At 40.7% G+C, this 13556-nt stretch carries 12 protein-coding genes; all 12 read right to left on the bottom strand.

Annotated elements, in window-relative coordinates; genetic code table 11:
- Position 1 precedes the first annotated feature (1 nt).
- Positions 2 to 823: a hypothetical protein gene (locus POV27_RS08505; protein ID WP_272862328.1), complete on the bottom strand. Its 822-nt coding sequence runs from the start codon at positions 821 to 823 to the stop codon at positions 2 to 4.
- A gap of 48 nt (positions 824 to 871) precedes the next feature.
- Positions 872 to 1684 carry a hypothetical protein gene (locus POV27_RS08500; RefSeq protein WP_272862327.1) on the bottom strand — a complete coding sequence of 271 codons (813 nt, stop codon included), beginning with the start codon at positions 1682 to 1684 and terminating at the stop codon, positions 872 to 874.
- A gap of 144 nt (positions 1685 to 1828) precedes the next feature.
- Positions 1829 to 2428 carry a hypothetical protein gene (locus POV27_RS08495; RefSeq protein WP_272862326.1) on the bottom strand — a complete coding sequence of 200 codons (600 nt, stop codon included), beginning with the start codon at positions 2426 to 2428 and terminating at the stop codon, positions 1829 to 1831.
- A 49-nt stretch (positions 2429 to 2477) separates the two neighbouring features.
- Positions 2478 to 3023, bottom strand: coding sequence for a hypothetical protein (locus tag POV27_RS08490; RefSeq protein WP_272862325.1), 546 nt, complete (start codon positions 3021 to 3023; stop codon positions 2478 to 2480).
- Positions 3024 to 3119: 96 nt separating this feature from the next.
- The gene (locus POV27_RS08485) at positions 3120 to 3602 is read right to left on the bottom strand and encodes a hypothetical protein (protein ID WP_272862324.1); all 483 of its coding nucleotides are present in this window, start codon (positions 3600 to 3602) and stop codon (positions 3120 to 3122) included.
- An 84-nt stretch (positions 3603 to 3686) separates the two neighbouring features.
- On the bottom strand, positions 3687 to 4568 hold the full coding sequence (locus POV27_RS08480) for a hypothetical protein (RefSeq protein ID WP_272862323.1): 882 nt from the start codon (positions 4566 to 4568) through the stop codon (positions 3687 to 3689).
- A 42-nt stretch (positions 4569 to 4610) separates the two neighbouring features.
- Positions 4611 to 5780: a ferritin-like domain-containing protein gene (locus POV27_RS08475; protein WP_272862322.1), complete on the bottom strand. Its 1170-nt coding sequence runs from the start codon at positions 5778 to 5780 to the stop codon at positions 4611 to 4613.
- 13 nt (positions 5781 to 5793) lie between these two features.
- Positions 5794 to 7653 carry a GMC family oxidoreductase gene (locus POV27_RS08470; protein ID WP_272862321.1) on the bottom strand — a complete coding sequence of 620 codons (1860 nt, stop codon included), beginning with the start codon at positions 7651 to 7653 and terminating at the stop codon, positions 5794 to 5796.
- A gap of 9 nt (positions 7654 to 7662) precedes the next feature.
- Positions 7663 to 8127 carry a hypothetical protein gene (locus POV27_RS08465; RefSeq protein WP_272862320.1) on the bottom strand — a complete coding sequence of 155 codons (465 nt, stop codon included), beginning with the start codon at positions 8125 to 8127 and terminating at the stop codon, positions 7663 to 7665.
- Positions 8128 to 8455: 328 nt separating this feature from the next.
- On the bottom strand, positions 8456 to 10678 hold the full coding sequence (locus POV27_RS08460; RefSeq protein WP_272862319.1) for an ATP-binding protein: 2223 nt from the start codon (positions 10676 to 10678) through the stop codon (positions 8456 to 8458).
- 278 nt (positions 10679 to 10956) lie between these two features.
- A complete protein-coding gene (locus tag POV27_RS08455) occupies positions 10957 to 12162 on the bottom strand; it encodes an alpha/beta hydrolase-fold protein (RefSeq protein WP_272862318.1) in 1206 nt (401 codons plus the stop codon).
- Between the two features lie 170 nt (positions 12163 to 12332).
- Positions 12333 to 13475, bottom strand: coding sequence for an acyltransferase family protein (locus POV27_RS08450; protein WP_272862317.1), 1143 nt, complete (start codon positions 13473 to 13475; stop codon positions 12333 to 12335).
- Between the last annotated feature and the right edge of the window lie 81 nt (positions 13476 to 13556).

Raw genomic sequence — 13556 nt, 5'->3', positions numbered from 1 at the left:
CTCAATTTCTGTTCTTCATTTTTTCAAGGATTACATCCATATCCTTAAAGACATATGTATTCGATACTCCTATTTCATCTAAGTGCCTTAATAGCAGTTCATTCTCCGAAACCAGCCAATACACCGCTTCCATTCTACCCATCAGTTCTTGAAAGCATTCATGGAAAGTGGTCCCCATTCCATCCAAATTACGCAGGTCTAGAATAAGCACTTTGTTCGATTCTAAAGAGTTGAACAATTCTATGATCCCTTCCTTTTCATATATGCTTAAACTCCCAAACAATCGCATGGTTAGCGGATCTTCATTTGTGATTCTCCATTGTTGGCCCATACCAAAATAGCCTTGAACCAATTCCAAATAATTCACCACGGGTTCCGATGTAAAACTCTGATTCAGCATCACAAACAAGCTTTTAATGATCTCAATTTCCCTTGTCCCATCTTCTGGGGAGTGAAACTCGATTAATTGAGGAGGCATCTCGGGTTCATGTAATACACATTCTACCTGAATACCATCGAGAATAATTCTGTCGTCCTTAATGGGCTTGTCGATGATGTTTTTGATCAATTCATTGATTCTAGCCTTCTGTTCGGAAACCTCTTTGGGAATTTCGCTCTTCTCTAACCAATGTTCTTTTTTAGCTTTTTGATTGAACTCCTTCAGCTCCTTCAATTTCAAATCTTGAGAAGCCGTAAGAACCTCTTTTTTCTCAAACTCAGTTAGGTCTTGAAACCTTTGGCGAATTTCACATACGATCTCGTTATCACGTAGTACTATCGTTGAGAACTTATGAAATGAAGGTTTAAGGTGAATCGTTATCATTAAGGAATTTCGAGTTTAGGAAAAGTAAGGTAGGCGAAAAATTCTTTTTTAATCCCAACTTGCATGTCTTTTGTTTTTCCAGCTATCGAGACGCATGGTTACCCCAATTTCCCCTTCAAGATATTGTGATGCAAAATCGTCAAGCACTTCTCCCAGTTCATCGAAAATCGATTCGTCGGTATATTGAAAAAACACGGAAGGATGATCTACCCCATGCCCCGAAGAACTCTCGGGATAAGGAATCCTCCCCTCACCATTAAAGGTGATTTCTGTCAATGCGGCATTGCTGAGTAAAATATTCTTGAAATCATCATACAATTGGGTATTATCTATATTAGTACCACACACGTAGGCGAATGAATTCTCGGGAAGGCGAAAGGTGTTTTCAAAAAGCAGGTTGGTAAAATTCCTTTCTATGAGGCGTATCTCAACCTTATCCATATTTGTTTCTATGGTATACTTATCTATGCTTTCCCCATTTATGAGCGTAATGCGCTCTATATCTTCGGGTAGATCGAGATAGACGCCTGCGGGACCTATTGCCGTTAAACAAAAAACGGGCTCTATCACCTCATCGAACCGAACAATCAACTCGGTGTCCCTAACAAAAGTGGTTGTGGCTAGCGTATAATTCACACAGGGGTAAATTTCTGTAGTAACCAGTTTCAATTTTAGGGACGGAACTTGTGGAGTCCCATCAAACACCTCGTATGTTTCCTCGGGCATGAAATCGATATCGGTTTCTATGGAGGTGTCAGATAAAAAAGAAGCGTAGTTGTCTTCAGAATCGTTAGCCCCGTCATCGGATGTACAACTTAATATCGTAACAGATAGAAGTAAACCATAAACAATTTTTCTCATAGCGTATATTTTGCTTCTTAAGATAGCAATTAATCCCTCTTTTAGTAAGATGAAGCGAATCAAGTTTATTAAAAGAAGTCTTGTTTCATGAATTAAATGATATAATGAACGTCACCCATTGGGAATATAGCAGAGCGAATCATTTTAATTGATACGATACATCATTTCATAGTCGTGTGCTGTGACAAACATAGGAATAGAGCTCCATTTCAATCCCTTCCTTTCGGCCTTTTTATAAGTTTTCCGAAATAATTCCTGAAGCCTCAAAATGATAATCAATTCGGCAATGTCGTAAGCTTGCTCAATTTCTGGGATATCGAACTTCTGGTATTTATGAACGTCTTCATAGACTTTTTGAAAGCTCTCAAACCCTTTAATAGTCATATCCCGTTTCGACAAGAAGTCATAATCTGCCAGCCAATCATAGTCGTTCTCATCTATATCACTATATGCGAAGATATCTACAAACCATCTGTCATAGTTTATTGTGAATCCATTCATTTCACAGTACAATGCTTTTAGTTTTTTTGAAAACTTAATTGCATATCTAAGTTTAACCGCGGAGTAAAAGTTTGAAATGAACGTGCTTAATTCGGGCGCTAGATGGAGTAAATCCTTGCCAATTAGTGCATGAAAGTCTGTCTTTGAAACTTTTTTTAATTCAGATTCTGCTATTTCAATGGCGGTATCCAAGTCGCCTTTCTTTACATATTCTGATAGTTTGTCTTCTAAATCAAAGTTCACCTTATTTCACTATTTCATTGATAATACCATTCAATACTAGGCCCTTGCCTTATGATTCTCTTTTGCTAGTAATGGTCTTCTTAAATTGCTGAATAAAACTATCGGTTTTCAATCTATCAAAATCGTCTTTCAGTTTTTTCCATACTTGAAAATCTTCGTTCACCTCTTCGTATTTTTTCCCGTGGGTTTCTGAATGATTTGTAACATGGTTTAATAGTTCCAAATGCGCAAGTCTCTTGGTAAGATCACGGTCAATACTCTTATGATTTTTGAAGAGCTCCTGAAGTTTATCCTTAAGCTCTTTGGGATATCCATTGAGTAGTTCGGCCGCTCCCAGTACATTCTCCTTTATCTTAGACTTAGTCAATAACGTCCATAGCTGTTCGAAATTAGGCTCGGGTAATTTTATAAATCCATATTCATTTCCCCATCCAGAATCCCATAGATATTCGTTCTGCCATAAATTCCCTTCCGTGTCGATATAATGTTCTTTCCCCTTCACTTTTGTTAATCCAAAATCTTCGGGTTGACTTTTATTATACCTAACGGAAGCGATGAAATGCTTTGCATTTATGTCGATGTCTTCGGACTCCATTTACATTACCCATAGTTTTGTTTATATAAAAGTAGTGAAAAGGAGGTCACCCGACGGAGTCCTGCCTTAGCGGGGGAATGGAAGACGTCACGTTTTTCAATTGGATATTAATTTATCCGTCCGATTATTGAATATCTTAATAAAATCTTCCATATCGCTATTAACGATACAACCGCCTTGGCACAAGCTTATAATCGTAACGTTCACTTCGTTCCTGATTTCAGTATGTAATAGTTCTTCCGGACAACCTGAATACCCTCCAACACTCTGGAGAATGATAGGTTTTCCTTCCAAAAAAAACGAAACGGCCATTTGATTAATTTCCTTTTCCAGCCAATTAATTTCATGATCGTTTAATCTATCTTTCAATTCATAAGCTGTCTTCAATTTCCATATGGAATTAAGATCAGCCTCAAGAAGTTGGCTTAAAGGTTTATTCTCTCGATCTATTTTAAAGCTCTTTGGAGTATGGCTTAGTAGCTCCAAATAGACGTTTTTTGCTCTAGATTCAGAATCACTCTCTTGGGCCATACTAACCAAGCCCATAAACAGAATTCCAATGACTATGACTTTTTTCAAGCTCTGATTGAAAGATTTTGTTTATAAAAGTAGAAAAAAGAGAGTTACGATATAAAGTTAGTCTCTGGTAGCCAATTGGATATTCTAAATAATATTTACACCGAACTTTTTCAGTTTTCGAGGCAACACGTCGTCAATCGCCTCAATGTCCTTGTCATTCATTTCGATCAAATTGAAGTTATTATCAGCGTAGATTTCAAGCTTCCTCTTTTTTCGTTCTTTATACTTTTCATTGTCTTCCATTCCCCAGAACTCAATAAAAACTTTACCCGCTGGAATATAAAAATCTGATATTACTTCTTCATCTATTCCCGGAAGTCGTCTTTCATAAGCATGAGCCACACCATTGCTATACAAGTAGTCATCAATCATTGCTTCAGCACGACTTCTAACTCTATGGCCATCCTGTGTTCTATATTTTGCCTCATGCTTTTTCCTAAATTCATCGGTTTCATAGACAGGTTTTGCACTATTCATTGCTGAATCATCATAACTTTTCCCTGTTGCGGCGTCAATAGAATTTAACACGCTTTTATTCTGCAAAATTCGTTTATCCCAAATTACGTAAGGGGACCCGTTTTGAGCTTCCATCTCAAATCCACCATTTCTCTTTCCATATTTTGTCAGTTCCCAACCTCCAATGTTTGACTTTTCAATCCAGCCAAGTTCAGCCAATATTACGTTTGTTCTTTGGGCGGATATTCCAAATTCCTGTCCAATTTTTGTAGAGCTGAGTGTTTCGTTGGAACGAATTTCTTTATTTAAGTCCATGTTGTTGGGCCATACCACATATTCACCATATTTAGGATTGTACTTCATTTCTCCTCCAGCCATTTTTCCTTCTTTAGTCAAATTCCACTGATCATCTTTTTTGTATATCCATCCGCGAGATTTTAAATCCTGAAACAATTGCTTAGAATCAATTCCTCTTTCTTTCGCTAATGCTGATGTCGATATTAATTTCATTTATTTTTTTATTTAAATTGACTTCTAACCAGCCTATGAACTTCATTTTTCAACAAACTCAAACGTAGGCCCCGCATTTATTCGTTTTCCAGGGATGGGATTACGCATAAGGGCAACGGCTTTATAGCGAAGCTTGTACATAACACCTACGGCTTCTAGAAAATCTTCCTGTTGGCCCTGAAAGGCACTCTGCAATAGATCCAACAGCTTACGGTACTCGAGATTGAACTCATGCGATAAGGCCTTTAGCTCGTCCGTAACGAAGTCTTCGGTTTTAGGATCGATCCCCATATTGTAGACCTTGTCATACCGAATGTCCATCTTGGTGCCTTCTGGTGGATCCTTGGGATCGGTCTGACAATGCGCATAGCGCTGTGCTTCATAAATCTCATTAAACTTAAAATAATGCGCCAATTCACGGATCTGCCCAAACTCATCGTCATTGTCGTAAATCGTGGTTTCCGAACCTTCTCCCTGCTCCAAAATCTCTTCAATGGCATCTAAAGCGGTGGTTAGGTTTCGCACTTCCAATATCTTACCACCACCGCCGTAGTAATAGGTATCATCGATCTGTAACTTACGGTCACCTGTAAAAATGGTCTTCTTTTTCTTCTTGGCTTCCTTTTCCAACTTCTTCATCAACTCCTCTATCGCATGATAAAACTGTCCAATGGTGGTATAGCCTTCTAATTTGGGCTTCGTTTCGGGAGGGGTGGGCTGTTCAATCCGTAAAAATGTACGAATGGCCGCTTTATCGAACTTACTAAGGTGTACTTGAAACTTCCCAGCACTATCGGGCAGTACCGTAGGATACTCGGGTACGTACTCCTTGTGATTGATCTTCATCTCTCCTCCTACGGCATTTAAAATATTGCCCGCCAAAGTGAAATGTAGCATCTCTTCCATCATGACGGAACGGATTAAGGCAGCGGCTTCCGCATTGTCGCCGTATTCTTCTTTGTAGTTAGGATCGGTCATGTCACCCTTCATAATGGAATACAAAGCACATAGATAGGGAGGAATGGTGGAAAGCTCCAACATCATCGCTACCCGAAGGTGTTCGTGTAAATCGGCCAGGGTATCCTGTTGCAAGGAAACCGACATAAGGGAGCGAAGCATTTTGTTCTTCTCCAAAGTGGCCTCTACTTTTTGTTCCTTGGCCGTGGGCTGAACAAAACGTTCGTGGTATGGAAGGTTTTTTTGATCTAACATAATTGGGTGTGATTTAAGAGGTAAATTCCTTTACAATTTCATCGGCCGTGCGATACGCCAAGGCCGCCATGGTCAAGGTTGGATTCGAAGTCGCTAAGGTCGGAAAGCTTCCACAACCCGCGACAAATAAGTTCTTGTGATCGTGCGCCCTTTGGTTGCTATCCACCACAGAAGTGTTGGGATCATCGCCCATTCGGTGGCAACCTACCACATGACCTGCTCCATTTACGACCGATTTAAAGGTCTTTTTCTTTCCGTCTTCTTCGTATTCGTATTCAAAATAACCGGGAGCCGTGTCCTGCCAATCGGTGGCCGGGGTTACCTTCAGCTTTTCGAATACTTTTTCAGATAACTTGGAAGCTACTAAAGCACCACGTTTTTCATAATCGTTCATGGTATAATGAATCACGGGACGGTAGTTCCCCAACTCATCCTTGTATTTTTCATCAATGGTGACGTAATTTTTATCGGAAGGTACCTGCTCCATTTCCCAACCGATTCGGAACTGTCGGCTGGTTTCTTTTTTAATTCTATCGATCAGGTCCTTTCCGTAAAGTCCATCGGCCACAGCATCCTGCAAGGTACTTTCAGGCGTATTGGCAGGCCAGTTCCAGCCCCAATTTCCAATTTCGACCCGGAAGGCAGATCTGTTCTTTCTAAAGCTTCCATCGCGCATCAATGGCATTCCGGAAGTAGAACCAGGTCCGCGATAGGCCCCTATATCATCCGGCATATACCCCCAAGTCAACATCACTAAATGGTCCATGAGGTTCTTCCCTACTTGATTACTTCGTGTGCACGCATCAGAAGCCAGTAATATCTTGGCATTTTCAACCGCATTGGCGGCCAATACCACGATCTTTCCGCGAACGGTATGGTTATTAATCACGGTACGAACGCCGTTCTTGGACGTTTTAAAGGTCTTATAATGCAACTTGCTTACCTTCTTGGTCTTTGGGTCTATTTCTATGGTAGACACAGGCGACTGATTGATCAAGGTCACCTTGGACTTGGTGTTTTGCAAGGCATCGTGCAAGGTCTTCAAGGCATTGTACTTAGCTTGTACCGGACAGATAGGCACGCAGTTGGAGTTTCCTTCACAGCGTTGTCCTAAATCGGGATTGCCTACGGCTCCAACGGGCATAAAGCCCTTCTCTCTAGTATCAAAGTTTTTGTATTTGGGATTGGGCATACCGTTTCTTCCCTGGGGTGTACTAATCACCTTTACGGGATAGGTAACGCCATCATCCTTAAAAGTGAGTCCTTTCATGTTTTTAGTCATGTACATATCCAAATAACTCTGCGGGATTTTATGCATGGGGAATACATATCCTTTATCGAAGGTAATCCCCAAAATTTCCTGCTCATTTACCTCCGCGGAAACGCCAATTTCATATTCGGCCCGGCGGTAATAGGGCTTTAGGTCATCATAACCAATGGGCCAATCAACCCCATGCCCGTAAAGGGTTTTCATTTTAAAGTCATTCGGGCACATACGTAAAGTGGTTCCCAACCAGTGCAAAGTCGTTCCCCCTACATTCCGATTATAATTACTTAAAAACGGAAAGGGACCGTATTGCACAAAGTATCCGTTGGTATCGGGCTCATTGTCCTTTATTTGGGTGATGTCTAATACACTGGGGGAGGGTGCGTAGGGTGAATCTGTATAGGGTGAGTTAGGCGTTTTGGCCAGTGCATTGTAATATTGATCGTTGTATTTTTCGTAATCATCGAAATCGGAACTTTTTCCCGTTCCTGCTTCCAGAATGAGGATATCCAGACCTTTACACCGGGCACTCAATTCCTTGGCGATGATGGCACCTGTAATACCGGCACCTACGATGACTACATCGAATTCTTTTCCTTCTTTCATGATTGTAATTTAATTGGGTGGAACGGCCCAGGTATGGTAACCGGGTTGTTTTGCAGATTTTGGATGTTGGCCCATGGCCTTCCATACCAATCCTTCTATATAGCTACTGGCGGAAACCACATGGGTGGTGTCTTCGGTGCTGCTTACATAATTCTCCTGCCATTCGGTGGGCATTTCGTACCAATTGCCCATATACCACAACTGAATGATATTTCGGCATACAGGGCCCCATTTGGCGTCCTTCAACATTTCCTTTTTAAGAAGGGTATGAAGTTTCTTGGAATTTCCTTTGGACTGTTCTAGGATCACCTGAAACTCAGAAAGCAATTGGGTCATAAGTTGTTTGCCCAATATGCGGCGTACGGTTTTAAAATAGGTCTCCCCTTGCCCACTAGCGTAAAGGACGACTTCATCATAACCAGTAAGGAGTACAGATAACCCGTAGAAATAGTCAATTTCTTGGGAGTCGTTCATGAAATCTAAAGTATTAGTTAGTTTCTACTAATTTACCTATTACGGTTTAACTTGAGTTACGGTTTTCCCGCAATTTGGAGTGTTTGACTTTTGGATAGTTGGACTATTGTAGATTGATGATTGTAGATTGATGATTGTAGATTGATGATTGTAGATTGATGATTGTAGATTGATGATTGTAGATTGATGATTGTAGATTGATGATAGGCTATCGACCATCGACTAACGACTAACGACTAACGACTAAAGTCCATAGACTAATACAATGACAAAAATATTACCAAATGGAGGGTTTTGTAAAAATAATTGACATGGAAAGAAGGAGCGACTATGAAAGCACCTCTGGTTTTATGCGTTGTGCATAGACCAAAGCTTCGAATAGGCGATCTATTTCAATGGGTTTCAGTAAAACACCACTAAAATAACCCGAACCGGTTTCTTCATTCAAAACGGTGCTGTCTGCAGTAAGAGCGAAAATGGGCGTGGTCCGATTGGGATTGTCTGTGTTTCTAATCATTTGGGTGGCGTCATAGCCATTCATCACGGGCATGTGGATATCCATCAGGATAAAGTCCACCTTTTCTTCCTTGGCCATATCAACGGCTTGTTTACCGTTATTAACGCGTTTTAGGGTTACGCCCCACTTCTTCAGTAATTCGCGCATTACCATGGCATTGATCTCATTGTCTTCAGCCACAATAGCTACACGGCCTTTTAATTGCTTAAACAGGGTTTTGTCAGTCTGTAATGGCGGCTTACTACGTTTTAAATTGAGGGAGAAATTGAAACGGGAACCTATACCAGGGGTACTTTCACAGCCAATACAGCTGTCATGCAATTGTACTAACTTTTTAACGATGGCCAAACCTAATCCGGTTCCACCTTCCTTACGCGTAGTGACGGATGGAGGCATATAAAAGCTTTCGAACAGTCGTTCTTTTTCCTTAGAAGGAATACCTATACCGGTATCGGTTACCGAAAAGTGAATTACATCGGTTTTTCCTTGGGCTTCTACCAAATCTATGGACATTTCGACACTGCCCTTCTCAGTATACTTAATGGCATTGCTCACTAAATTACCTAAGATCTGAAACATTTTGGTTTCGTCGATCTCATAGTACTTGGAAACTTCCGGGGCTATATTTACCCGAAAAAGCAGTCCTTTCTCCATGGCCAATCCATGATAGGTACTGTGAATGTTGTGTATGAAGTCTTTAAATCGAACAGAGCGGGTTTCCAACTTCATCTTGTTGGAATCCAATTTGGAAAAATCCAGTATGTCATTGATGATTCGCAGCAAGTTTTTGGACGAAAACCGAAGGGACGTAAGTAGCTTCTTGTCTTTTTCACCAGAGCGTTCCTCGAGCAATGAAATAATACTGGTCACGGCATTAAGCGGGGTCCTAATTTCATGACTAATACTGGAAAGGAACTCTTGTTTCATCTTCGTGGCCTCTTCCATCTGTTCTTGCTTTCGTTTAAACAGTGCTTTTTCACGGGCCAGACTGGCTTCTTTTTCCAAAGAACGCATGCGGGAAATACGTTCGTAATTGTGGATTACTTTCAGAATTTGAGAATTCACCGTCGCGTCCTTCTCATCCAAATACTTCTCCAAGTACTTTAGGGCTTTTCTTTTCTTTCCTTCGCCCTTGTAAATTTCGTACAAGAAGTGATTGCTCTTGTATTTAAGCAAGGACTGATTTCGCTCTTCGCTCTGTTTTACTACTATTTTAAGATACTTCTTGGCCTTCTTTATTTTGCCAGTGGCAACATACAAATGGCCCATTTTGGTATAGGCCATGCCTATACCAAAACTATCCCCAACTGATTTATGAATTCCTACTGCTTCGAGAAAATCGCGTTCGGCTTCTTCGTAACGCTGCATTTTCAGATATACCTTCCCCCTTCCGTATACCGCAAAGGCATAACCACGGGTATCTCCGGTTTCTTGCTTCATCGCCACAGAACGCTGAATGAGATCCATCGCTTCCTGGGTTTTACCATACCGCAGCAAGATACCTGATAAGGGGTTATAGGCGTTCGATTCCAAATTCTTATCCCCCACGGCCTGAGCAGCTTCTATCGCACCTTCATACACCGATTTTGCGCTGGCGTAATCCCCTAAGACCTCGTATACCGTACCCAACGATTTAAGGGTTCTGGATTCGTTATGATGATCTCCGTGTTTTCTATAAATGGATAGACAATCAATGAGGTGAAACATGCCCAAATGATAGTTGTTGGACTTGTAATACACCCCGGCAATACTGTAGTTGGCGTCTGCTGCGCCCAACTCATCATCTACCGACTTAAAACAATTGATTGCTTCTGTGGAAAGTTTAATCGATTTCTCATGCTCCCCCTTTACCATGGCATACAACGCCAGCTTCGTTAAACTCTTACCAATGAGGCTAGAATCCTGAAGCTTTCTGCTAGCTTCTAGTGCCTTTTTAGTGAGTTTAATACTGGTATTCAATTCCTCTCCGCGCTTCTTGTAAGCGTCATTGAGTAATTGAAGTATTTCCGCTTTCGACATAGTGTCCTGAACCATAGAAAAATTGCTTTGACTATTCTTGAGGGAAAAAACTTACATGGGGATGTTTAAATATACATTTTTTTAACTAAAAAAAGGAAAAATATAAATTTATAATTAACTGACTATCAGTCATTTAATTTTTCAAAGGATTCAAAACTAGCTATTTAGCGTTAAAACACTATGGTTTTACCGTAGCGATTTGATTATCTGTTGGTTGGGTGTTTAGATATTTGGATGGTTGGACCATTAGAATATTAGATTCTTGGATTGTTGGATTATTAGATGGCTGGAGATCATTGTTTTAAGGCGTCCATTCTTTGGGAATACATTTCCAGATCACCACTATGGTACATGCCTGCCATCTCCATGGCCTTCTCCCCAGTTTTCAGGGCCAAATCGATGTTTCCATTGGCTTTATAGGCTTCTGCCAAGGTCATTCTAAGCTGGGCCGAATTAGGATAATACGTCAGTGCCAATTCCGCAAGGTCGATCACCTGCTGGTTCGTACCCCATTGCTTTGCGTTCTGTATGCGCCCAGTAAGATGGTAGGCGTAAGCATGTCCATCTTCTACCGGAAAGATATCGAAACCATAGCGTTCGGATAGATCTTCATAATAGCCCTTATAGTATTCTTCTGCATAATTCGTACTCTTATCCCATCCTTTCCAACTGGGGCTTTTCCATAAATAATTGGGGTAAATGGTGGCCAAACCGTTTTTCACTCCCTGCAAACACATTAAATAGTGTTCATCGTTCTGAAGCACGTCAATCTTACAAGTGACATTTCTTCGTTTACCAAGCGCCAGCTTTTGCGAGGCCGCATCGAACGCACGAGCCGCATCGATATCACCTTTCATATCCCCATCGGCCCGGCCTAAGTAAAGGGTGGTTTTCGGGAAGGTTAGATCCTCATATTTTTCCATGAGCTCTCCCATGAGGTCTACTCCCTCTACCCGCTCCCATTCCAATTGGGCTGCCAAGGCAATGTAACCATTGAATACTTCGGGCTGATTCAAAAATGTATGGTATAGCAATCCATTAGTCGGAGATAAACCGATGATCGTGCGGTGCGAATTAGCCCTGTAGTTCTCTTCAACAAAGGGAATTAATTCCTTACTGAAAAACTCTAAGTACAGATCCGGTTTGCCTCCCCAGCGTTCATAGTTCATTTCATAACGCTTTTGGTAGTCCACGTTTGCTAGTCCTACAACTATGGATTGAGGCATTTTACTACGAGCCGCCATAACCTTGGCCACAGTGTGCACGGGCTCGAACAGGAATTCGGCCTCCAAAGCATAAATCACAGGATAGCTATGAACGCGCTCTTCATATTTATGCGGAAGGGATATATAGAGTTCTTTCTCCTCTCCAAGGATGGAGGAATAGAACTTGATCTTTTTCCCAATGGTAATAGCTTCGTCGCCTTCCTTTGTTTGGGCATGAGAACCGGGGATATACAATAAAGTCGTGATTGCAAGCAGCAGGTGGATGGTCTTCATAATTAAAAATGTAGGTTTGTTCTTACATCTAAAAATACGTTTTCTGAAGGTTGCCTACTGTTAGGGATTCGCTAAATAAAATATAAAACTGAAAATGGGGTGTTTTCACGCATGTATAGATGAGGAAAATACGTATGCAAAACCCTGTAAATGATTCAGAAAACAGACTTTTAGGTCTTGCTGGATGATCTCTCTACCAAATCTCCACTTAAGATGGAGGAGAATTTTATCTTCTTTCTTAGAATGGGTTTCTCAAAGTAAAAGTAGGAAAGATGACTAATGGCTACGGTAATGATCAATACAGAACCAATAACGATTGGGTATTCGGCAACACTACTCAACTTCTTTAATCCTAATGCAGGGGCTATAAATTTTACGACTAGGGTAACCGCAAACAAATGATAGACATATAAGCCGTATGATATCTTGCCAAGATAATTGAACACCGCGTTTTCCAATTTCAATACAGTTTTTTTGTTGGTGGCTATATTCACAATAAGTAAACATACTACCAAAGAAAAAACCTCATTTCCCACTAGATCGAAATACTCATTTCGGATCATTCTTCCCATAAGAATCACAAAAGCACCTATTGTGATGAGTTGAAAACTCCAATGGTACACCCAGCGCAATACCGAACTCTTACGAAACACCATATATGCTCCTATGGCTCCAATAATCATTGAAGAAAATCTTGTCCGAAAAATTACAGCGTTTAACTTATGATTTGAATCCCAAAAGTATACGCTCAATTTTATAACCAGATACACCAAGATTAGGATTAAAAAAACATGCAAAAGTTGTTTTGTTCGCTTTATTACATGAGGCCAAAAGAGGTAAAATTGTTCTTCTACTGCTACTGACCATAGAATGTTAGCAAAGGCTACAACAGGATAATACACAAAGGCCACATTAGCCAATAGGGCCGAAAACAAAAATAAACGTTCTCCAAATTGATCGGTTCCGGTGACATACCCAGGAACCTCAAAAAAACCCAAATGCGGAACTACAAAAAAACATAGCGCAACGATAAAATAATATAGTGGCCAAATCCTTAATATCCTGCGTATATAGAAATGTTTGATATTAATGGGCTGTGCCTCTTTCTCAGTCAAAAGTAAATATGTGATAAGAAAGCCACTAAGCACAAAAAAGATGGTCACCCCAGATGCTCCTAGAAAAGAACTATACGAATTGGCCCAAAGCGTGGTATGTCCGAATCTATACTTAAAAAGCTCTGTATGATCTACCATTACCAAAAAAGCCGCAATAAAGCGGACACCGTTTAAACCGGGAAAATAGATTTTCTTCATAGAAGCAATGGAATCTCAATAGATGAGAAGGCCGGGTAAATGTACACATTAGATTCCATACCTATAGCGAAAAACAAAACG

The organism is Aureisphaera galaxeae (genome assembly GCF_028561275.1).
Lineage (GTDB): Bacteria > Bacteroidota > Bacteroidia > Flavobacteriales > Flavobacteriaceae > Aureisphaera > Aureisphaera galaxeae.
The sequence above is the reverse complement of the archived record's forward strand: the minus strand, read 5'-3'. Positions and strand labels throughout refer to the sequence as shown.

What these genes read in the sequence shown, in the direction of transcription:
- POV27_RS08505 (WP_272862328.1), bottom strand. Translation starts at nt 823, where the DNA reads ATGATAACGATTCACCTTAAACCTTCATTTCATAAGTTCTCAACGATA.
- POV27_RS08500 (WP_272862327.1), bottom strand. Translation starts at nt 1,684, where the DNA reads ATGAGAAAAATTGTTTATGGTTTACTTCTATCTGTTACGATATTAAGT.
- POV27_RS08490 (WP_272862325.1), bottom strand. Translation starts at nt 3,023, where the DNA reads ATGGAGTCCGAAGACATCGACATAAATGCAAAGCATTTCATCGCTTCC.
- POV27_RS08480 (WP_272862323.1), bottom strand. Translation starts at nt 4,568, where the DNA reads ATGAAATTAATATCGACATCAGCATTAGCGAAAGAAAGAGGAATTGAT.
- POV27_RS08475 (WP_272862322.1), bottom strand. Translation starts at nt 5,780, where the DNA reads ATGTTAGATCAAAAAAACCTTCCATACCACGAACGTTTTGTTCAGCCC.
- POV27_RS08470 (WP_272862321.1), bottom strand. Translation starts at nt 7,653, where the DNA reads ATGAAAGAAGGAAAAGAATTCGATGTAGTCATCGTAGGTGCCGGTATT.
- POV27_RS08465 (WP_272862320.1), bottom strand. Translation starts at nt 8,127, where the DNA reads ATGAACGACTCCCAAGAAATTGACTATTTCTACGGGTTATCTGTACTC.
- POV27_RS08460 (WP_272862319.1), bottom strand. Translation starts at nt 10,678, where the DNA reads ATGGTTCAGGACACTATGTCGAAAGCGGAAATACTTCAATTACTCAAT.
- POV27_RS08455 (WP_272862318.1), bottom strand. Translation starts at nt 12,162, where the DNA reads ATGAAGACCATCCACCTGCTGCTTGCAATCACGACTTTATTGTATATC.
- POV27_RS08450 (WP_272862317.1), bottom strand. Translation starts at nt 13,475, where the DNA reads ATGAAGAAAATCTATTTTCCCGGTTTAAACGGTGTCCGCTTTATTGCG.